Source organism: Intrasporangium zincisolvens (assembly GCF_034724055.1).
GTDB lineage: Bacteria > Actinomycetota > Actinomycetes > Actinomycetales > Dermatophilaceae > Monashia > Monashia zincisolvens.
On the sequence record NZ_JAWIIL010000002.1, the window covers coordinates 523864 to 543976 of the forward strand.

The window sequence follows — 20113 nt, forward strand, 5'->3', positions numbered from 1 at the left end:
GACATGCCGACACCGGCTCACCGCAGCGCGACGCACGAGGAGGTGCAGGTCTTGACGGGTACCCCGTTGCTCGAGACCAGAGCCCTGACCAAGGAGTTCCGCGGGTTCACGGCGGTCTCGGGCGTCGACCTGACGGTCGCACAGGGCACGGTTCACGCGCTCGTCGGGCCGAACGGCGCCGGCAAGACGACCCTGTTCAACCTGCTCACCGGCTTCCTCACCCCGACGTCCGGCACCGTCGTCTTCGACGGCCAGGACGTCACCGGCAAGGCCCCGGAGCAGATCGCCCCGCTCGGCATCGCCCGCTCCTTCCAGATCACGAGCCTCTTCGAGCAGATGACGCTGCGCGAGCACCTCGAGCTCGCGCTCGCCAGCCCGACCGGCATGGGCAAGCAGTGGTGGCGTTCGGTCAAGCGGATGGCCACCTTCGGCGACCGCGCCATGGACCTGCTCGACCAGGTCGGGCTCGCCGACCGTGCCGGCGCCCCAGCCTCCTCGCTCGCCTACGGCCAGAAGCGCGCCCTCGAGCTCGCCATCGCCCTCGCCCTCGACCCCAAGCTGCTCCTGCTCGACGAGCCGACCGCCGGCATGGGGATCGAGGACGTCGACCGCACCATCGCGCTGGTCAAGACCCTCGCGGTCGGGCGCACCGTCGTGTTCGTCGACCACAACATGCACGTCGTCGGCTCCCTGGCCGACCGCGTCACGGTGCTGCAGGCGGGCCAGGTGCTCGCCGAGGGCCCCTACGACGAGGTCCGCGCCGACGAGCGCGTCATCTCGGCCTACCTCGGAGCGTCCCATGAGTGAGCCCGTCACGACCGACGCGGCCCCCGCGTCCGTCGCCACCACCGACCGCACCGACGCCTCCCGCGAGGCCGCCGCGCACGTGCTCGACGTCGCCGGCCTCTCGGCCTGGTACGGCGAGGCGCGCGTCCTGCGCGAGGTCTCGGTCGGCGTCGGTGCCGGTGAGGTCGTCACCCTCGTCGGGCGCAACGGCGCCGGCAAGACGACGCTGCTGCGCTCGGTCATGGGGCTGCACCGGCACGTCGAGGGCACCGTCACCTTCGACGGCGCCGACGTGACCAAGCGCTCCGCCGACGCGCGGGCCAGGGCCGGCCTCGGTTGGGTGCCCGACGACCGCGGCATCTACGCGAGCCTCACCGTCGCCGAGAACCTCCTCCTGCCGCCGGTCGTCCACCCCGACGCCTGGCCCCTGGAGAAGGTCTACGAGTTCTTCCCCGTCCTGCACGAACGGCGCGACTTCCCCGGCACGCGGCTGTCGGGCGGCGAGCAGCAGATGCTCGCCATGGCCCGCGTGCTGCGCATGGGGTCGCGCCTGCTGCTGCTCGACGAGCCGAGCGAGGGCCTCGCCCCCGTCATCGTCCAGCGCATAGGCGAGATCATCCGCGAGATCAAGGGCCAGGGCGTCGGCGTCCTCCTCGTCGAGCAGAACGTCAAGTTCGCCTCGACCGTCGCCGACCGGCACTACCTGCTCGCCCAGGGGCAGGTCGTCGAGCACCTCGACAACGACGAGTTCCGCTCCCGCGAGAGCGAGCTGCTCACCCACCTCGGGATGTAAACCACCGGGCCGCACCCGGACGGGCCGGCCCAGGGCAGCGTCACCCCGCGTCACCACCACCGGTTCCACCGACGCACCCGCGCACCACCACGCACAGGCACCACACACATCCGACACGAACACATCCGACGTCACCCCAAGGAGGGGACATGCGTAGCAGGAAGATCCACGCATCGCTGGCCGTGGCCGCCACGGCCTCGCTCGCGCTCGCCGCGTGCGGGCAGGGCGGCCCCCAGTCGGGCGGCTCGAGCAAGCTGACCGACGACAAGGTCGTCATCGGTCTGCTCAACGACCAGTCCGGCGTCTACAAGGACCTCTCGGGCCCCAACTCCAAGGTCGCCATCCAGCTGGCCATCGACGACTACAAGGCCAAGTACGGCGACAAGGCCGTCGCCAAGGACATCGAGATCGTCACGGCCGACCACCAGAACAAGGCCGACGTCGCCAACTCCAAGGCGCAGGAGATGTACGACCGCCAGAAGGCCGACATCATCCTCGACGTGCCGAACTCGGCGGCCGGCCTCGCCGTCGCCACGCAGGCCAAGAACAAGAAGAAGCTCTACATCAACATCGGCGCCGGCACGACGGCCCTGACCGGTGCGCAGTGCAACAAGTACACGTTCCACTGGGCCTACAACACCGCGGCGCTCGCGCGCGGCACGGCCGGCACCATCACCAAGGCCGGCGGCACGTCGTGGAACATCGTCTACCCCGACTACGCCTTCGGCCAGGACATGAACAAGTCCTTCACCAAGGAGATCCAGGCCGCCGGCGGCACGGTCGGGCAGTCGATCGCCTCGCCGTTCCCGAGCGACAACTTCGCAACGTTCATCACCAAGGCCGGCGAGGGCAACCCGAAGGTCATCGGCTCGATGCATGCCGGCGGCGACCTCATCAACTTCGTCAAGCAGTTCAACCAGAGCCCCCTCAAGGGCAAGGTGCAGCTGGCCGTCGGGCTCATGTTCATCACCGACATCCACTCGCTCGGTGTCGACCAGTTCGCCGGCACTCAGTTCACCGACGCCTGGTACTGGAACTTCGACGCCCAGAACAAGAAGTGGGCCGACCGCTTCAAGGAGAAGACGAACACGCGTCCGTCGTTCGCCCACGCCGCGAACTACTCGGCCGCGATGAACTACCTCGAGGCGGTCCAGGAGGCCGGCACCGACGACGCCGACGCTGTCGTCTCCAAGCTCGAGGGCAAGAAGATCAACGACGTGTTCCTCCGCAACGGCGAGGTGCGCAAGGCCGACCACGCCGTCATCCACGACATGTACCTGGCGAAGGTCAAGAGCTCGGCGCCGGAGGAGTGGGACTACGAGGACATCGTCAAGACGATCCCCGCGGCCGAGGCCTACGGCCCCGCCAACCCTGACTGCAAGATGGGCTGACCGGGTCCCTGCGCCGTCCGGCGCGCGCACCCGCGCGCCGGACGGCCACCCCGGTCGCCACGCCACACCCACCGTCCACCGAACGGCCCAGGCACCAGTGGTCTGCGTGACGAACGCGAACGAGTCTGTGACATGAGCGAATTCATCCAGTACACCCTGCAGGGCCTCGCGGCCGGCGGCTTCTACGCGCTGTCGGCCCTGGGTCTCGCGGTGATCTTCGGCGTCCTCGGCGTCGTCAACTTCTCGCACGGGGCCTGCTACATGCTGGGCGCCGTCATCTCCGCGGTGCTCCTCGCCGAGCTGCACGTCGGGTTCTGGGTGGCGCTCGCCGTCGTCCCGGTGCTGATGTTCCTCTTCGGCGTCCTCATGGAGCGGCTCCTCGTGCGCTGGCTCCTCGCCCTCGACCCGCTGTACAACTTCCTGCTGACGTTCGGCCTGACGCTGGTCCTCGTCGAGGCGGTCAAGCAGCGGTACGGCGTCTCGGGCCTGCCCTACGAGATCCCCGCGGGGCTCGGCGGCCAGGTGACGATCGGCAGCGTCAACCTGTCGGTCTACGCGATCTTCGCCTGCGTCTTCAGCGTCGTCGTGTGCGTGGCCGTCGGCCTGCTGCTGACGCGCACCAGGATCGGCATGATCGTGCGCGCCGCCACGGAGGACGCCGAGCGCACGCGTGCCCTCGGGATCAACGTCGGCCGTTTCGTCACACCGGTGTTCGGCTTCGGCATCGCCCTCGCGGGGCTCGCCGGCGTCCTCGCGGCGCCGACGCGCGCCATCACCGCCGAGATGGGCAGCAACTTCATCATCATCCTGTTCGCCGTCGTCGTCATCGGCGGCCTCGGTTCGATCCTCGGCGCCGTCGTCGGCGGGTTCCTCGTGGGGCTCGTCGAGGCCTACGGCGTCGCCTATGCCCCCGCGTTCGCCCAGATCGTCATCTTCGTCCTCATGGCGGTCGTCGTCCTCGTCCGGCCCTCGGGGCTCTTCGGGCGGGAGGAGGTTGCATGAGCACGCAGCTGACCGGCAAGGTCGACGTCGACCTCGCCCAGCCCTCGATCCTGTCTCGCCGCAACCCGATCCGCTACGTGCTGCTCCTCGCGGGCCTCGCCGTCCTCGTCCTGCTGCCGTACTGGATCTACCCGCCCGTCGCGATGGACATCCTCTGCTGGGGTCTCTTCGCGATCAGCGTCGACCTGCTCCTCGGCTTCACCGGCCTGCTCAGCTTCGGGCACGCCGCGTTCTGGGGCGGCTCGGCCTACTGCACCGGCCTCATCGCCATCCACTGGGGCGTGCCGTTCCCGGTGGCCGTCCTCGGGGGCGCGGTGTTCTCCATGCTCATCGCGTGGCCGATCGGCTACCTGTCGGTGCGCCGCACCGGCATCTACTTCGCGATGGTGACCCTGGCCTTCGCCCAGATGCTCTACTTCATCGCCAACCAGGCCCGCTCGCTGACCGGCGGCGAGAACGGCCTGCAGGGCATCCCGCAGAACTTCTTCGGCATCGAGGCGGTCGAGACCGACTCGTTCTACTTCTACTACGCCGGCGCGGCGATGATCGTCCTCGGCCTGCTCCTGGCCTGGCGCGTCGTCAACTCCCCGTTCGGACGCGTCCTGACGGCCGTGCGCGACAACCCGGCCCGGGCGCGGGCCCTCGGCTACGACGTCGAGGTCTACAAGATCAAGGCGTTCGTCATCTCGGCCGGCCTGGCTGGCCTCGCCGGCGGCGTCTTCGCGATCAGCCACCAGTTCGCCTCGCTGCAGGAGCTGATGTGGACGACGTCGGGCAAGGTCGTGCTCATCACGGTCCTCGGCGGCATCGGCACGCTCTGGGGCGGCCTCGTCGGCGCTGCGATCGTCGTCGTCCTCGAGGACTACCTCGCGAGCTCGGGCTTCGAGGGGATCGGCCTCATCACCGGCACGATCTTCGTCGTCATCGTCCTGCTCTTCCGCCACGGCGTGTGGGGCACGGCGCGCAATCTCGTGCGCACCTACGTCCTCGACCGTCGCCGCGCCCACCGGGACTGAGCACCCGCCGCCGGGCCTCCCAGGGAGGCCCGGCGGCGTCTGGACCCGTCAGCTGTCGAGCAGGCCACGCAGGGTGCGTCTGAGGACCTCGGGGAACACCTGCTCGGGGTCGGTCGGCCCCTCGGGGCGCAGGGCAGCCAGCCGCGGGTACCCACCCCGGGCCGCGACGCGGCCGAGGTAGGCGGCCTGCGTCCGCGCACGGGCGGCGTCCGTCCCGTAGCCCGTTCGGGCGAAGGCGCCGAGGAGCGCGTTGGTCACCGCGAACGCGACGAGCTTGTCGCTGTCCGGGGCGGGGTGGTCGGCGAGCGAGGCCAGCCAGCGCTCGGTCAGGGCCAGCCCGTGGGGCCCCGGGACGGGGGTCGTGACGATGTCGCCGAGCCACGGGTGGCGGCGGTGGATGGCGAGCCCCTGCTCCGCGAGCTGGGCGAGGTCGTCGAGCCAGGCGCCCGTCGACGGCTGCAGGTCGTACTCTCCGGCGACGTGGTCGACCATGAGGTCGACGAGCTCGTCACGCCCGGTGACATGGCGGTAGAGCGAGCCGGCGGCGGTGCCCAGGGCCGAGGCCACGCTGCGCATGGTGACGGCCGCGAGACCGTGCTCGTCCCCGATGCGGACGGCCGCGTCGGTGATGGCGGCCCGGGTGTGCCGCGCCGGGCGGCCCACGGCCGACTGCTCCGGACGCAACCAGATGACGTCGTCGTCCACGACACCGGCTCTCATCGGTGGCGCTGCGCGGCGCCGTCGAGCTCGCGGAGCCAGTGACGAAGCGGCGCGCTGCCGTCCTCGTCGGCCAGGGCACGGGCGACGCGTGCTGCCCCGTCGCGCAGGGCGGTGGAGGAGGTGGCCTCGTCGACCCGCGCGGAGAGGGCCTCCGAGGTCAGGCGCTTCATCGGCACCGGGTCGGTGGCGGCGGAGAGGGCGCGCAGGCGGCGTGCCCAGAACGGCTGGTCGGTGTGCATCGGCACCGGCACCGACGCGACGCCGGCCCGCAGTGCCGCCGATGTCACGCCGGCACCAGCCTGGTGGACGACGGCTGCGGCCCGCGGCAGCAGCCACTCGTGGGGCACGTCGCCGGCGTGGGCGACGCGGTCGGTCCCGAGGCCGGCGGTGAGGCGCTCGGCGACGCCCGCCAGCGCGTCGCCTAGCAGGACGACGCGGTGCCGTCCCGGCCGGAAGGCGGCCTCGACCTGCGCTGCCGTTGCGGTGCCGGGCGGCAGGCTGCCGAGGGTGACCACCACCGGAGCGGGGCCGGCGTCGAGGAACGCCGCGAGGTCGGCCGGAGGCTGCCAGTCGGCGGGGGTCGGGTACCACCAGAACCCGTCGAGCGCGAGGCGCTCCGACCAGTCGTCGGGGCGGGGGAGGACCGCCGGGCTCATACCGTGGTGCACGGGCATCCCTTCTCGGCGGCGCCGACGCTGCGCGGCAACCCGGCTCTCGGGCGGGAGGCCCAGCTCCGATCGCACCCGGGCGCAGGCGGGGTCGTACGGCGTCCGGACCCGCTCGGCGAGTCGGCCGGCCAGGCGGTTGCCCAGCCGGCCGAGGTCGCGGGCACTGGCGATCATCGGCGGGTAGGCGGCGCTCGGCTCGGCGGGCTGGAGCAGCGCGGCCGCGGACGGCACCCCGAGGTGCTCGGCGATGTCGTGGCCGTAGGGGGAGATGGCGTTGGTGAGCACGACGTCGAACGGTCGGTCGGGGTCGAGGGCCGCGAGAGCCGACGTCGCCGCCGCGTCCATATAGCGACGCAGCACGTCGAGGTAGGCGCGCACGCCCGACTCGTCGCCCGGGGGAGTCATCGACGCATCGATCGGCACGTGGGCGCAGCCGACCTCGGTGACGAGGGAGGCGTGCTCGGCGCCGGCCACGATGGTCACCTCGTGCCCGTCGATGGTGAACGCCTCGCCGAGGCCGGCGGCGGGGGCGACGTCGCCCCGGGTGCCCGGAGCGAGCGAGAGGATCCTCATGGCGACTCCTTTGCGAACAGTGTTTGCAAATGAAGCCTAACGCAGGACGGCCCCCGCCGCGGACCGCGAGTCAGTGCGCGCCGAGGGTGAGCAGCCGGCGCACGACGCGGCCGACGACGAGCCAGGCGACCGCGCCGAGACCCCAGTTGACGACGGCGTTCTTCACGACGGCGCCCTCACCGGTGAACTGCTTGACGCCGGTGTCGCGGCCGAAGACGCCGAGGTCGAGCACGTCGGCGGCCTTGAGCACCCACTCGACGAGGGCGTTGCGGGTGTTCGCGTCGGCGACGACGAGCGCGACACCGAGCAGGAGCACGCCGGCAGCGACGAGCGCGGCGGTCCACACGAGCCTCGCGAGGCCGGTCCGGGCGTGGTCGAAGCCGCGACGGCCGGCACCGGCAGCCGTGCGCAGGGCCGAGCCGACACCACCCTCGCGGGCCGCGTCGCCCTGCTCGTTGCGCAGCCGGCGTACGTGCGCGCGCGTCCGCGTCGGGCGCGGCGCAGCTGACGGGACCTCGGCGGTGGCGGGCGTCGTGGACGCGTCGGGCGTCGTGCCGGTGGACGCGTCGGGCGTCGTGCCGGCGGACGCGTCGGGCGTCGTGCGGGCGGACGCGTCGGGCGTCGTGCGGGCGGAGGCGTCGGTCGACGTGGGGGTGGACGTGTCGTGCGCCGTTGGGGTGGACGCGTCGGTCGTCGTGGGGGTCGACGCCTCCGCGGTCGGGGGGACGGACGCGGGTGCCGCGTCGGGGGTGGAGGTGCTGGTCGGACTCGTCATCGGGTCTCCTCGGGTACCGGTGTGCCTGCTGACAACGAGGCACACCGGCCCGAGGACACGGCCGGGGCGGCACGGGTCCGTCGGCCCCGTCACGGGCGCCCGGGACGCGTGCCCGGCGCACCACGGCCGACCCATAGACTGGCCCGCATGTCCTCCCTGTCCCGCGACGACGTAGCCCACCTCGCCGGCCTCGCCCGGATCGAGCTGTCCGAGGCCGAGCTCGACCGGATGGTCGGCGAGCTCTCGGTGATCCTCGAGTCCGTGGCCAAGGTGCAGCAGGCCCCGACCGACGGCGTCGCCCCGATGTCGCACCCGATGCCGCTGACGAACGTCACGCGTCCCGACGTCGTGCGTCCGAGCCTCACGCCGCAGGAGGCCCTCTCCGGCGCGCCGGAGTCCGAGCACCAGCGCTTCTCGGTACCGCGCATCCTCGACGAGGACTGACCAGCCCCGACGCCGGACGCCCCGTCTCGCGCCAAGCGCGGCGCCGCGCCCCGCGTCCCCCGACCACTCCACCCGCAGCGACGACGAAGGCACTGACGTGACCGACCTGCCATCCGACCTGACCCGCGCCACCGCGTCCGCGCTGGCCGAGGCCCTTGCGGCCTCGACGATCTCCTCCGAGGAGGTCACACGCGCCCACCTCGACCGCATCGCGGCCGTCGACGGGCAGGTGCACTCCTACCTGCACGTCGACGCCGAGGGCGCCCTCGAGCAGGCCCGCGCCGTCGACGCGCGCCGCGCCGCGGGGGAGAGCCTCGGTGCCCTCGCCGGGGTGCCGATCGCCGTCAAGGACGTCATGACGACCAAGGGTCTGCCGACGACGTGCGGCAGCAAGATCCTCGAGGGCTGGGTGCCGCCGTACGACGCCACCGTCGTGACGAAGCTGCGCGCGGCCGGCCTGCCGATCCTCGGCAAGACGAACATGGACGAGTTCGCCATGGGCTCCTCGACCGAGCACTCGGCGTACGGGCCCTCGCGCAACCCGTGGGACCTCGACCGGATCCCCGGCGGCTCGGGCGGCGGCTCGAGCTCGGTCATCGCCTCGTTCCAGGCGCCGCTCGCCACCGGCACCGACACCGGTGGCTCGATCCGCCAGCCGGCGGCAGTCACCGGCACGGTCGGCACCAAGCCGACCTACGGCGGCGTCTCGCGCTACGGCCTCGTGGCCCTCGCCAGCTCGCTCGACCAGGCCGGCCCGTGCGCGCGCACCGTCCTCGACACCGCCCTGCTGCACGCCGTCATGGGCGGGCACGACCCGATGGACTCGACCTCCATCGACGCGCCCGTGCCGCCGGTCGTCGAGGCCGCGCGTCGTGCGGACGTCAGCGGCATGCGCATCGGCGTCGTCAAGGAGCTCGGCGGCGAGGGGTACCAGCCCGGCGTCCGCGCGCGCTTCGACGAGTCGGTCCGCCTCCTCGAGGAGCTCGGTGCCGAGGTCGTCGAGGTCAGCTGCCCGAACTTCGAGTACGCCCTCGCCGCGTACTACCTCATCCTGCCGAGCGAGGCGTCGAGCAACCTCGCCAAGTTCGACGCCATGCGCTACGGCCTGCGCGTCGGCCCGGACGGCGTGCCCGACCCGAGCGCCGAGCAGGTCATGGCCGCGACGCGTGACGCCGGCTTCGGTCCGGAGGTCAAGCGCCGCATCATCCTCGGCACGTACGCCCTCAGCTCTGGCTACTACGACGCGTACTACGGCTCGGCGCAGAAGGTCCGCGCCCTCATCGCGCAGGACTTCAACCGCGCGTTCGAGTCCGTCGACGTCCTCGTCAGCCCGACCGCGCCGACCACGGCGTTCCGCCTCGGCGACAAGCTCGAGGACCCGATGGCCATGTACCTCAACGACATCGCCACGATCCCGGCCAACCTCGCCGGCGTGCCCGGCATGTCGCTGCCCTCCGGCGTCGCCGACGAGGACGGCCTGCCGGTCGGCATCCAGGTGCTGGCGCCCGCCACGAAGGACGAGCGCCTCTACAGCGTCGGGGCGGCCCTCGAGGCGGCGCTGGTCTCGCGCTGGGGCGGCCCGATCCTCGACCGTGCCCCCGAGCTGGGCGCCTCCGCCGTGAAGGGAGCCTGACGATGACGACCACCACCGACGCCGTCCTCGACTACGACGAGGCCCTCGAGCGCTTCGACCCCGTCATGGGCCTCGAGGTGCACGTCGAGCTGCACACGGCCACGAAGATGTTCTGCGGGTGCCCCACCGAGTTCGGCGCCGAGCCCAACTCGCAGGTGTGCCCGGTGTGCCTCGGCCTGCCCGGCGCGCTGCCGGTCGTCAACGAGAAGGCCGTCGAGTCGGCCATCCGCATCGGCCTCGCGCTCAACTGCGACATCGCGGCCTGGTGCCGGTTCGCCCGGAAGAACTACTTCTACCCGGACATGCCGAAGAACTTCCAGACCTCCCAGTACGACGAGCCGATCGCCTACAACGGGCACCTCGACGTCGAGCTCGAGGACGGCACGGTCTACCGCGTCGAGATCGAGCGCGCCCACATGGAGGAGGACACCGGCAAGTCGCTGCACGTCGGCGGCTCCACCGGTCGCATCCACGGCGCGACGCACAGCCTCGTCGACTACAACCGCGCCGGCATCCCGCTCATCGAGATCGTCACCAAGCCGATGACCGGTGCGGGGCAGCGGGCGCCGGAGGTGGCGCGCGCCTACGTGTCGGCGCTGCGCGACCTGCTGCGCGCCCTCGACGTCAGCGACGTCAAGATGGAGCAGGGCTCGATGCGCTGCGACGCCAACGTGTCGCTGCGCCCCAAGGCCGGGGAGCCGACCTCGGCCGAGCAGGCCGAGGTGCCGCTCGGCACGCGCACCGAGACGAAGAACGTCAACTCGCTGCGCTCGGTCGAGCGGGCCGTGCGCTACGAGATCTCGCGGCACGCCGCGATCCTCTCCGGGGGCGGCTCGATCCTGCAGGAGACCCGCCACTGGCACGAGGACACCGGCGTCACGACGTCGGGTCGCGAGAAGTCCGACGCCGAGGACTACCGCTACTTCCCCGAGCCCGACCTCGTTCCGGTCGCTCCTGCGGCAGAGTGGGTCGAGCAGCTGCGCGGCACCCTGCCGGAGAACCCGGCCGCACGCCGCAAGCGCCTCCAGTCCGACTGGGGCTACAGCGATCTCGAGATGCGCGACGTGCTCAATGCCGGCGCCGTCGAGCTCATCGAGGAGACCGTCGCCGCGGGCGCGACCCCGGCGGCAGCGCGCAAGTGGTGGCTCGGTGAGCCGTCGCGTCGCGCGAACTCCGAGGCCCAGGACCTCGTCACCTACGCCGCGTCGATCGGCCTGACGCCGGCGCACGTCGCCGAGCTCGACGGCCTCGTCACCTCGGGCCGGCTCAACGACTCGATGGCCCGCCAGGTGCTCGACGGCGTGCTCGCCGGCGAAGGCAGCCCGACCGCCGTGGCCGACGCCCGCGGGCTCGAGCTCGTCCAGGACGACAGCGCCCTCGAGGCCGCCGTCGACACCGTCATCGCGGCCAACGCCGACGTCGCCGAGAAGATCCGCGGCGGCAAGGTGCAGGCCGCCGGTGCCCTCATCGGGCAGGTCATGAAGGAGATGAAGGGGCAGGCGGACGCCGGCAAGGCCCGCGCCCTCATCCTGGCCAAGCTCGGCCAGGGCTGACGCCCACCGCACGACTCCCGAAGAGGCCACGACCCGTCGCGGGTCGTGGCCTCTTCGCGCGGTGGGGACGAGCGGGCTAGCGCCGGCCACCCCCGAGCAGGCCGCCGAGGATCCCACCGAGTACCCCGCCTGCACCGGAACCGCTGCTGCCACCCGTCGCCCCGCCGAGCACCTGCCCGAGGATGTCTTGCAGCGGGTTCGAGCCGGACGCGTCCGGCCCGCCCGACGCGTCGGCGCCGGCCGGCGCGTCCGTCGTGCCCGTGGGCGGTTGTACGGGTGCGCTGCCGGCGCCCTGCCCACCCGGGAAGAGCGGCCCCGACTCGGGGGAGGAGGCCGGACCGCTCGCCGAGCCGGAGGACGCCCCCGGCGCGTCACCCGACGAGCCGCCGCCGAGCACCCCACCGAGGCCGCCGAGACCGCCCTGCCCGATGCGGTTCGCGAGCCACGACAGGACGATCGGGGCGAGGATCGGCAGCAGCTTGCCCACGAGCCCGCCGGAGGAGCCGGACCCGCTGCCGAGCCGGCTCACCACCTGGTCGGTGTTGTCCCCGAAGATGTTGCCGACGATGCGCTGCCCGTCGCCCTCGTCGATGTCGTCGAGTCCACCGACCTGCTCCTGGTGGTCGCCGAGCGCGCCGAGCAGCGAGCTGGCTCCGGCCGGGTCGCCGGCGTTGGCGTGCAGCCCACCGAGCAGCGCGGGCAGGGCGCTCTGGGCGGCCTGCTCGATCTCGCCGGGCTCGACGCCGAAGTGCTGGGCGAGCTCGTCGACCGGGACCTGGCTGAGGATCTCCTCGTAGGAAGACATGCCGTGCCTCTCCGTCGTCTTCACGGGCGCAGCGGCTGCGCTGCCACCCCTCGACTCAGGCTAGCCGCGCGACCGGCTCAGGCGGCCCCTACGGCGCTGCGGGGCAACGACACCAGCCGGTCGTCGTCGCCGTTGCTCGTCGTCAGCCACACGCGGCCGTCGACGAACCGCACGTCGCGGACGCGTCCGTAGGTCCCCTCGAGGTGACGCGTCGGGGTCCCCGCCTTGCCGTCGGCGCCGATCGGCACGCGCCAGACCGACTGGCCGCGCAGGGCGGCGAGGTAGACGGCCCCGTCTGGGCCGATCGTGATCCCGCTCGGTGACATCTCGGAGGTCGGCCACTGGGCCACCGGATCGACGAGCTCCTCGCGGTCGGCCCGTCCCTCGACCTGTGGCCAGCCGTAGTTGCCGCCGGCCTCGACGAGGTTCAGCTCATCCCACGTGTTGGCCCCGAACTCGCTGGCCCACAACCGATCCCGAGAGTCCCATGCCAGGCCCTGGACGTTGCGGTGACCGTAGGACCAGATCGGCGAGCCGCCGAACGGGTTGCCCGGCGCGGGGTCGCCCTCGCGCGTGACGCGCAGGATCTTGCCGCCCAGCGAGCCGAGGTTCTGCGACAGCGAGGAGTCGCCGGCGTCACCCGTGCCGATGTAGAGGAAGCCGTCGGGACCGAAGGCGATGCGGCCGCCGTTGTGGTTGGTGCCGCGCGGGATCCCGGTGAGCACGGCCTCCGGGTCGCCGAGCCGCCCGCCCTGCCACGGCACGGCCGCCACGCGGTTGTCGCTCTCGGTGGAGTAGTAGGCGAAGACGACCGGGTCGCCGGCGAAGTCGCGCGCGACCGCGAGACCGAGCAGGCCGCCTTCCCCGCCGCTGCGGACGATCGGCAGCCGGCCCACCTCCTGTGACGCGCCGCCGCTACCGGGGCGTGGCACGTGGTGCACGACCCCGGTGTTGCGTTCGGAGACGAGTGCGGTGCCGTCGGGCAGGACCGCGATGGACCAGGCGATGTCGAGGCCTCCGAGGAGCGTGACGGGGCCTGCGGGCTGGTCCGGCGGGCGCGTCACGCGCGTGGACGGGCTCGCGGCACCGGTGGCGGCGGGGGTGGTGGCTGCGGGCTCGGGACCGGTCGGGGCCGACGCGTCGGCGCCGGGGACGGTGCTCGGGCTGCCGGCCTCGGGTGCGGTCGAGCACCCAGCGCAGAGCAGGGCGGCCACAGTCAGGCCGGCCAGGCCGGTGAGGGCGCGCCGGGCGCGAGCGGGCGTTCGGGTGATCGGCGACATGTGCCATTCTCACCCGCGACCACCGCGGTGGCGCGGCCCCGGTGAGCGAGCGCGTCAGCCCGCGCGTCGGCGCAGCGTCTCGACGAGGTCGGCCTGCACCTCGTCGTCCACGACGTTCGCCGCGACGACGCGACGCGTCGCGTCGAGGTCGCCGGTGAAGGCCCGGAACAGTGTCAGCAGGTCGATGTCGTGGTCGGGGCGCTCGACGGCGACGGCGTCCCCGGTGGTGATGCGCCCGGGTGTCGTCACCGACAGGTAGGCGCCGGTGCGGCCCGCCTCGGTGAAGCGCTTGACCCAGCCGCGTTCGTCCATGTGCCCGGCGAAGGTGCGGCACGGGATGCGAGGCACCTCGACGCGCAGCACCGCGGTGCCGACGCGCCACACCTCGCCGACGAGGGCGTGCGTGGCGTCGATGCCCTCGATGGTGAGGTTCTCGCCGAACTCGCCTGCGGCGACGGGGCGCCCGATGCGCTCGGCCCACCACAGCTGGTCCTCGCGCGGGTAGGCGTAGACGGCCTGGAGGCGGCCGCCGTGGTGGCGCGGGTCGCCGATCTCGTCGCCGACGACGCCGCTGCCGAGGCCGCCGTGCTTCGGTCCGGGGTCGCGCACCTCGACCGACGCGGTGGCGCGCTTGTCGATGGCCGTGGCGTCGGCGCTCGTGTACGGCTGCGGCGTGCGTCGGCCGACGTTGACCGACAGGACGCGGCCGGTGGCGTCGGCGGGACCGGTGATGTGCGAGCCGTCGGGAGTGACCACGGGGTGGAGCCTAGTCCGACGCGTCAGGAGCGCTGGGTAGCGTCTCGGCATGAGCACCGAGCGCCTCGTCGTGTCCGTCCCCGAGCAGGACTACGCCGACCGGCTGGCCGACCTCACGGCCGACGGCCGCGTCGACCTCGTCGTCTGGGACATGCGGGAGCCCCACCCGCGCGGGGCCGAGATCCGGCTCGCGGTGCTGCCGTACATGACGCAGCTCCGCCTGGCCGACGTCACGCCGGGCCTCGACGCGCTCGAGGCCCTCCAGCTGCAGAGCGCCGGCTACGAGCAGTTCGCCGATGACGTGCCGCCGGGGGTGGCCCTGTGCAACGCGGCCGGCGTGCACGACGCGAGCACGGCCGAGCTGGCCCTGACGCTCGCGCTCGCCTCGATCCGCGAGGTGCCCGAGTTCGCCGCCGCGCAGGCGCAGGGCACCTGGAAGCCGCTCGTGCTGCGCAGGTCCCTCGCCGACCGGCGCGTCCTCGTCCTCGGCTACGGCCACATCGGCCGTGCCGTCGTGCGTCGCCTCCTGCCCTTCGAGGTGTCGGTCACGGCCGTCGCCAGCCGGGCCCGCGCCGGAGACGACCTCGTCGACGCGGTCCACGGCATCGACGAGCTGCCCGACCTGCTGCCGCACCACGACGTCGTCGTCGTCATCGTGCCCCTGACCGACGCCACGCGGAGGCTCGTCGACGCCGAGGCCCTGGCGCTGCTTCCCGACGGCGCCGTCGTCGTCAACGTCGCGCGCGGTCCGGTCGTCGACACCGGCGCGCTCGTCGCCGAGTGCGCATCGGGCCGGCTGCGCGCCGGGCTCGATGTCACCGATCCCGAGCCGCTGCCGGCCGACCACCCGTTGTGGACGACGCCCGGGGTGCTCATCACGCCGCACGTCGGCGGGGCGACCGACGCCATGCGCCCTCGCGCCGTCGCCCTCGTGCGGCGTCAGGTCGAGGCGCTGCGAGACGGACGGCCCCTCGACAACGTCGTCGTCGAAGGGCGCCCGAGCGCCGGCTGAGGGCACCCTCGAGCGAGTGCGATCCGCCCGGCGCGTCGAGACCTTGTCGCTGTCGGTGGGGTAGTGGACACTGTGAACATGACAGAGACCATCGTCGCCATCGGCACGCGCAAGGGGCTGTGGGTGGCCCGGAGCACCGACCGGGCGGAGTGGACCCTCGAGGGTCCGCACTTCCTCATGAGCGAGGTCGCGTCGGTCGCGATCGACACCCGCGCCGGTCGCACGAGCGTGCTCGCCGGCGTCAAGTCGTGGCACTGGGGACCGACCGTCCAGGTGAGCACCGACGCCGGACGCACCTGGACCGAGAGCGCCGAGCGCGCCCTCGCGTTCCCCATCGACACCGACACGGCGCTCGAGCGGGTCTGGCAGCTGACCCCCGACCCCAACGACGACGACGTCGTCTGGGCCGGCGTCGAGCCGCACGCCCTCTTCCGCAGCGCCGACCGCGGCGAGCACTACGAGCTGGTGCGCGGGCTCTGGAACCACCCGCACCGGCCGAAGTGGGAGCCGGGCTTCGGCGGGGGAGCGGTCCACACGATCATCCCCGAGGCGGGGCACCCCGAGAACCTCCTCGTCGCGATGAGTGCGGGCGGCGTCTACCGCTCCTCCGACTCGGGCGAGACCTGGGCGCCGTCCAACCCCGGCATCCGCGCGTACTTCATGCCCGACGACGAGTACCCCGAGTTCGGCCAGTGCGTCCACAAGGTCGCCCGCGGCCGCGCCGACGGCGAGCTCTACGCCCAGAACCACAAGGGCGTGTACCGCTCCGACGACAACGGCGCCACGTGGGAGTCCATCGCCGAGGGCCTGCCCACCGACTTCGGGTTCACGATCCTCGCCCACCCGCGCCGCCCCGGCGTCGTGTGGAACATCCCGGTCGCCGACGACGGCGAGCGCATCCCGCCCGGCGCCCAGCTGCAGGTGCAGCGCTCCGACGACGGCGGTGCGCACTGGCGCATGCAGGCCCAGGGGCTGCCCTCGGACAGCTTCACGTGCGTCCTGCGCGACGCCGCCTCCCTCGACACCGCCGATCCGGTCGGGGTCTACCTCGGCACCCGCAACGGCGACGTCTTCGCCTCGGTCGACGAGGGTGAGTCCTTCTCGCGCATCGCGACGCAGCTGCCCGACGTCCTCGTCGTGCGCGCAGCCCAGATCGGCTGAGGGGCAACGGTGTCCGCATGATTGCCCCGGTCCATTCCCCCGTCCGCGTCATTCTGCCCGGCATGCTCCGCGACCTCGTCGGGGGCGTGGCCGAGATCGAGGTCGAGTCGCCCGGCGACAGCCAGAGCGTCAGTGAGCTGCTGGACCGCGCGTTCGCCGAGCACCGCATCCTCGACGGCAAGGTCCGCGACGAGCGCGGCCTGATCCGCCGTCACGTCAAGGTCTTCGTCAACGGTGAGGACGCCACGCGCGGGGAGGGTGTCGCGACGCCGGTACCCGCCGGGGCCCGGGTCCACATCATCAACGCCGTCTCGGGCGGCTGACGAGTCAGTCGCCGACGCCGAGGAGGATCGGCAGCACCGTGCGCTCGAGCTCGCCCACGGCGAGCGAGCGCGGCTCGACGAGACGCTGCGTCAGCGACCCCTGGGTCAGCGCCATCGCGACCCGGACGAACACGTCGGTGGGCATCGGCAGGGTCAGGCCCTGCCGGCCCACCACCTCGTCGACGACGGCGGCGAGCTCGTCGCGCACCCGGCGCTGCTGGGCGGCCCAGGCCCGGCGCGCCGCGGCGTCACGGATGGCGTGCAGCGTGAACTCCGTCGTGAGGACCACCCAGCGCTCCTTGCTGCGGCTGTCGTCGGCGAGGGCGGCGAGGACGTCGCGGAGCACCTCCTCGGCGCTCGCGTGCTCGCGCTTGCTCGCCGCGCGGATGCGGTCGACGAGGTCCTCGGCGTGCCGACGTGTCAGCTCGAGGACGAGGTCGTCCTTGGAGGAGAAGTTCGAGTAGAAGGCGCCGCGCGTGAACCCGGCGCGCTCGCAGATGTCCTCGACGGTGGCGCCGTGGAACCCGCGCTCGGCGAAGACCTCGCTCGCCGCCTCGAGGACGCGCTCACGGGTGGCCTGCCGTCGGGCGCTGATCGGGGGCTCGGACGTCGTGGTCATGCTCACAGGATACGGCCTTGAATTGGATACGAGTGTGTATTGGATGCATACTCGTATCGTGATTGAACTGGAGAAGGACACCGGCCGCGGACCGGACCTGCGCACCGTCGTGGTCGATGACGTCAGCGTCGCGGGGACGCACGAGCCGTTCGTCGAGCACGTCTCCTTCACGGCCCCCGCCGGCGAGGTCACCGTCGTGGCCACCGACCCCGGCATCCCGCAGGTCGCCCTCGCGCTCGCCATCGGCGGCCGCGTCGAGCTGCTCCGCGGCCGGGTCAGCATCGGCGGCGCCGCCGGCCTGCCCGACCTCCAGCTGCGCACCCGCCTCGTCGACGTCGCCGACGTCACGGCGCCGGAGGACGGCATCGCCGTCCGGGCCGTCGTGGAGGAGGAGCTCGCTCTCGCCGAGCGCCCGGCCTCACGCGCGGCCGTCACCGCCTTCCTCGCCGAACGCGACCTCGCCGACCGGGCCGGCCGTCCTTGGGAGCAGCTGCCGCCCGGCATCCGCACCACCCTGCTGCTCGAGCTCGGCGCCCTGCACCCCCACGTGCGCGTCCTCGTCCTGGCAGGCCCCGAGCGGCACGGCGGGGACCACGCCGGGTGGCTCGACACCTGCCACCGGCTCGCCGCGGCCGGCCTGGCCGTCGTCGTGCTGACGACCGCCGCCACGGCCGCGGCCCTTGCCCGCACCACCGAACCCGCCCTCGCCAAGGAGCCCTCGGCATGAACCCCGTCCGCCTCGCGGTCGCCGAGCTGCGCCGCCTCACCTCCTCGCGGCTGGCCCGCCTCGCCCTCGCCGCCCTCGTCCTCGTGCCGACGCTCTACGGCGGCCTGTACCTCTACGCCAACCACGACCCCTACGGCGCCTTCCCGCAGGTGCCCGCCGCCGTCGTCAGCGACGACTCCGGCACGACCCTGAGCACGGGGGAGAAGCTGCAGGTCGGTGGCCAGGTGGCCGACCACCTCGTGGACTCCAAGTCCTTCGACTGGCACCGGGTGTCGCACGCCGAGGCGATGCGCGGCGTCGACGACGGCACGTACGCCTTCGCCGTCATCCTGCCGAGGACCTTCTCCTCGGACCTCGCCTCGACGGCCGAGTTCAAGCCCCGCCAGGCCACGGTCGTCCTCGAGACGAACGACGCCAACAACTACATGACCTCGATGATCGGCAACCAGGTGATCAAGCAGGTCACCGCCTCCGTCGCGAGCGAGGTGAGCGAGACGGCGGCGAGCCGGCTGCTGCTCGGCTTCAGCCAGGTGCACGACCAGCTCGTCAAGGCGGTCGACGGCTCCGAGAAGCTGCGCGCCGGCGCGGCCAAGGCCGACTCGGGTGCGCATGAGCTGGCCACGGGCGCAACGGGCCTCGCCGGTGGGCTGCACGACCTCGCCTCCGGAGCGGCTCGCCTCGACGCCGGCGTCGGCCAGGCGGCCGCGGGGGCCGACACCCTCCACACCGGAGCCGCCCAGCTGGCCGGCGGCCTCGCCACGCTCGAGTCGCGCACGGCCGGCCTGCCCGCCCAGACCGACCGGCTGGCCGACGGTGCCGAGCAGGTGGCCGCGGGCAACCGCAGGATGGCCGGCTACGGCACGACGGCCGCGACGGCCTCCACCGACCTGAGGAAGCGCTTCACCGCCGACCAGGCCTCCCTCATCGCGGCCCTGCGCGCCCAGGGGCTCACCGACGCCCAGCTGTCTCTCCTCGAGTCGCGCCTCGACACCATCGACGGCTACGTCGGGCGCGCCGACGCCACGATCCAGTCGACCTCCGGCGACCTGACGCGTCTGTCGAAGGGCGCGGACCAGGTGGCCGCCGGCGCGCGGGCGCTCGCGAACGCCACCCCGGCCCTCGCCGACGGCATCGCGAAGGCCCACTCCGGTGCGGTGCGCGTCCGCGACGGTGCCGGCACGCTCGCCGACGGGCTCGACACCCTGAAGGACGGGTCGGCCCGACTGTCCAGCGGGGCTGCGAAGGCCGCGTCGGGCGGAGACACCCTGTCCACGGGTGCCACCTCGCTCGCCTCGGGCCTCGACACCATCGCGAAGGGCACCACCGACCTGCACGCCGGGCTCGTCAAGGGCCGGGACTCGGTGCCCGACCCCAGCGACGCGCAGCGCAAGGCCATGGCGCAGACCATCGGCAACCCGGTCGGGGTGTCCAACGGCTCGCTGTCCTCGGCCGGCTCCTACGGCGCGGGTCTCGCACCCCTCTTCATGAGCCTCGCGCTGTGGATCGGCGCCTACGTGCTCTTCCTCTTCGTGCGACCCCTGTCGACGCGCGCGCTCGCCACGAGCCAGCGCTCCGTCCGGACCGCCCTCGGCGGCTGGCTCGCGCCCGCGCTCGTCGGGCTCGTCCAGGTGGCGGCGCTCGTGCTCGTCGTCGGTCGCGGCGTCGACATCCGGATCGCCCACCCGGTGCTCGCGTTCCTCTTCCTCTGCTTCACCTCGATGACGTTCGTCGCGATCCTGCACGCGCTCGCCTCGCGGTTCGGCGCGGTCGGCAAGTTCCTCGGCCTCGTCTTCATGGTCGTCCAGCTCGTCAGCGCCGGCGGCACCTTCCCGTGGCAGACCCTCCCCGCGCCGCTTCAGGCCGTGCACCACGTCGTGCCGATGAGCCACGCCGTCGACGGCCTGCGCCGCCTGCTCTACGGGGCCGACCTCGGCCCGGTGGCCGGCTCGGTCGGGGTCCTCGCCGTGTACCTGCTCGGGGCGCTGGCCTTCTCGACTGTCGCAGCGCGGCGCTCTCGGATGTGGACCCCGAAGCGGATCAAGCCCGCCCTCGAGCTGTGACCCCGGGCTGACAAGG

Annotated in this window: 20 protein-coding genes; 13 read left to right on the plus strand and 7 right to left on the minus strand. The window is 72.9% G+C overall.

The window, feature by feature from the left end:
- The first annotated feature begins 3 nt into the window (after positions 1-3).
- The 5 genes from RY076_RS06720 to RY076_RS06740 all read left to right on the plus strand — a co-directional run bounded on the left by RY076_RS06720 (position 4) and on the right by RY076_RS06740 (position 4988).
- Positions 4-807, plus strand: a complete 804-nt coding sequence (locus tag RY076_RS06720; protein ID WP_323096822.1) for an ABC transporter ATP-binding protein — start codon at positions 4-6, stop codon at positions 805-807.
- Positions 800-1579, plus strand: a complete 780-nt coding sequence (locus tag RY076_RS06725) for an ABC transporter ATP-binding protein (RefSeq protein ID WP_323096823.1) — start codon at positions 800-802, stop codon at positions 1577-1579. Before RY076_RS06720 ends, RY076_RS06725 begins: the two co-directional genes overlap by 8 nt.
- 149 nt (positions 1580-1728) lie before the next feature.
- Entirely contained in the window at positions 1729-2970 is a 1242-nt protein-coding gene (locus tag RY076_RS06730; protein WP_323096824.1) for an ABC transporter substrate-binding protein, read from the plus strand.
- 132 nt (positions 2971-3102) lie between these two features.
- Positions 3103-3972, plus strand: a complete 870-nt coding sequence (locus RY076_RS06735; protein WP_323096825.1) for a branched-chain amino acid ABC transporter permease — start codon at positions 3103-3105, stop codon at positions 3970-3972.
- Positions 3969-4988 (plus strand): branched-chain amino acid ABC transporter permease, encoded by a 1020-nt coding sequence (locus tag RY076_RS06740; RefSeq protein WP_323096826.1) that lies wholly within the window; start codon positions 3969-3971, stop codon positions 4986-4988. The genes RY076_RS06735 and RY076_RS06740 overlap by 4 nt, the downstream gene beginning before the upstream one ends.
- Before the next feature lie 48 nt (positions 4989-5036).
- Here the strand turns inward: RY076_RS06740 and RY076_RS06745 are convergent, their stop codons facing one another.
- From RY076_RS06745 to RY076_RS06755, 3 genes are all read right to left on the minus strand, one after another.
- Positions 5037-5693, minus strand: a complete 657-nt coding sequence (locus tag RY076_RS06745) for a TetR/AcrR family transcriptional regulator (RefSeq protein ID WP_323096828.1) — start codon at positions 5691-5693, stop codon at positions 5037-5039.
- An 11-nt stretch (positions 5694-5704) separates the two neighbouring features.
- Positions 5705-6949, minus strand: a complete 1245-nt coding sequence (locus RY076_RS06750) for a glycosyltransferase (protein WP_323096830.1) — start codon at positions 6947-6949, stop codon at positions 5705-5707.
- Between the two features lie 70 nt (positions 6950-7019).
- On the minus strand, positions 7020-7724 hold the full coding sequence (locus tag RY076_RS06755; protein WP_323096831.1) for a superantigen-like protein SSL4: 705 nt from the start codon (positions 7722-7724) through the stop codon (positions 7020-7022).
- 147 nt (positions 7725-7871) lie between these two features.
- On the opposite strand from RY076_RS06755, the gene gatC reads away from it, so the two are divergent.
- From gatC to gatB, 3 genes are all read left to right on the plus strand, one after another.
- Positions 7872-8168 carry an Asp-tRNA(Asn)/Glu-tRNA(Gln) amidotransferase subunit GatC gene (gene gatC, locus RY076_RS06760; protein WP_323096832.1) on the plus strand — a complete coding sequence of 99 codons (297 nt, stop codon included), beginning with the start codon at positions 7872-7874 and terminating at the stop codon, positions 8166-8168.
- Positions 8169-8274: 106 nt separating this feature from the next.
- Positions 8275-9801, plus strand: coding sequence for an Asp-tRNA(Asn)/Glu-tRNA(Gln) amidotransferase subunit GatA (gene gatA, locus RY076_RS06765; RefSeq protein WP_323097192.1), 1527 nt, complete (start codon positions 8275-8277; stop codon positions 9799-9801).
- Between the two features lie 2 nt (positions 9802-9803).
- Positions 9804-11354: an Asp-tRNA(Asn)/Glu-tRNA(Gln) amidotransferase subunit GatB gene (gene gatB, locus RY076_RS06770; protein WP_323096833.1), complete on the plus strand. Its 1551-nt coding sequence runs from the start codon at positions 9804-9806 to the stop codon at positions 11352-11354.
- A gap of 76 nt (positions 11355-11430) precedes the next feature.
- Here the strand turns inward: gatB and RY076_RS06775 are convergent, their stop codons facing one another.
- The 3 genes from RY076_RS06775 to RY076_RS06785 form a co-directional block, all read right to left on the minus strand.
- Complete coding sequence (locus tag RY076_RS06775; RefSeq protein ID WP_323096834.1) at positions 11431-12159, minus strand: DUF937 domain-containing protein; 729 nt, start codon at positions 12157-12159, stop codon at positions 11431-11433.
- 77 nt (positions 12160-12236) lie between these two features.
- Positions 12237-13439 (minus strand): PQQ-dependent sugar dehydrogenase, encoded by a 1203-nt coding sequence (locus RY076_RS06780; protein ID WP_323096835.1) that lies wholly within the window; start codon positions 13437-13439, stop codon positions 12237-12239.
- 54 nt (positions 13440-13493) lie between these two features.
- Positions 13494-14195, minus strand: coding sequence for an MOSC domain-containing protein (locus RY076_RS06785; RefSeq protein WP_323096836.1), 702 nt, complete (start codon positions 14193-14195; stop codon positions 13494-13496).
- Between the two features lie 49 nt (positions 14196-14244).
- Here RY076_RS06785 and RY076_RS06790 point away from each other — a divergent pair, with 49 nt between their 5' ends.
- The 3 genes from RY076_RS06790 to RY076_RS06800 all read left to right on the plus strand — a co-directional run bounded on the left by RY076_RS06790 (position 14245) and on the right by RY076_RS06800 (position 16691).
- The gene (locus RY076_RS06790) at positions 14245-15207 is read left to right on the plus strand and encodes a 2-hydroxyacid dehydrogenase (protein WP_323096837.1); all 963 of its coding nucleotides are present in this window, start codon (positions 14245-14247) and stop codon (positions 15205-15207) included.
- Positions 15208-15285: 78 nt separating this feature from the next.
- Complete coding sequence (locus tag RY076_RS06795; RefSeq protein WP_323096838.1) at positions 15286-16368, plus strand: WD40/YVTN/BNR-like repeat-containing protein; 1083 nt, start codon at positions 15286-15288, stop codon at positions 16366-16368.
- Between the two features lie 17 nt (positions 16369-16385).
- Positions 16386-16691 carry a MoaD/ThiS family protein gene (locus tag RY076_RS06800; protein WP_323096839.1) on the plus strand — a complete coding sequence of 102 codons (306 nt, stop codon included), beginning with the start codon at positions 16386-16388 and terminating at the stop codon, positions 16689-16691.
- Positions 16692-16695: 4 nt separating this feature from the next.
- Here the strand turns inward: RY076_RS06800 and RY076_RS06805 are convergent, their stop codons facing one another.
- Positions 16696-17310: a TetR/AcrR family transcriptional regulator gene (locus tag RY076_RS06805; protein WP_323096840.1), complete on the minus strand. Its 615-nt coding sequence runs from the start codon at positions 17308-17310 to the stop codon at positions 16696-16698.
- 58 nt (positions 17311-17368) lie between these two features.
- Between RY076_RS06805 and RY076_RS06810 the strand changes: the two genes are divergently transcribed.
- Positions 17369-18037, plus strand: coding sequence for a P-loop NTPase family protein (locus RY076_RS06810; protein ID WP_323096841.1), 669 nt, complete (start codon positions 17369-17371; stop codon positions 18035-18037).
- Positions 18034-20097, plus strand: a complete 2064-nt coding sequence (locus RY076_RS06815; protein ID WP_323096842.1) for a YhgE/Pip domain-containing protein — start codon at positions 18034-18036, stop codon at positions 20095-20097. Before RY076_RS06810 ends, RY076_RS06815 begins: the two co-directional genes overlap by 4 nt.
- Positions 20098-20113: the final 16 nt, after the last annotated feature.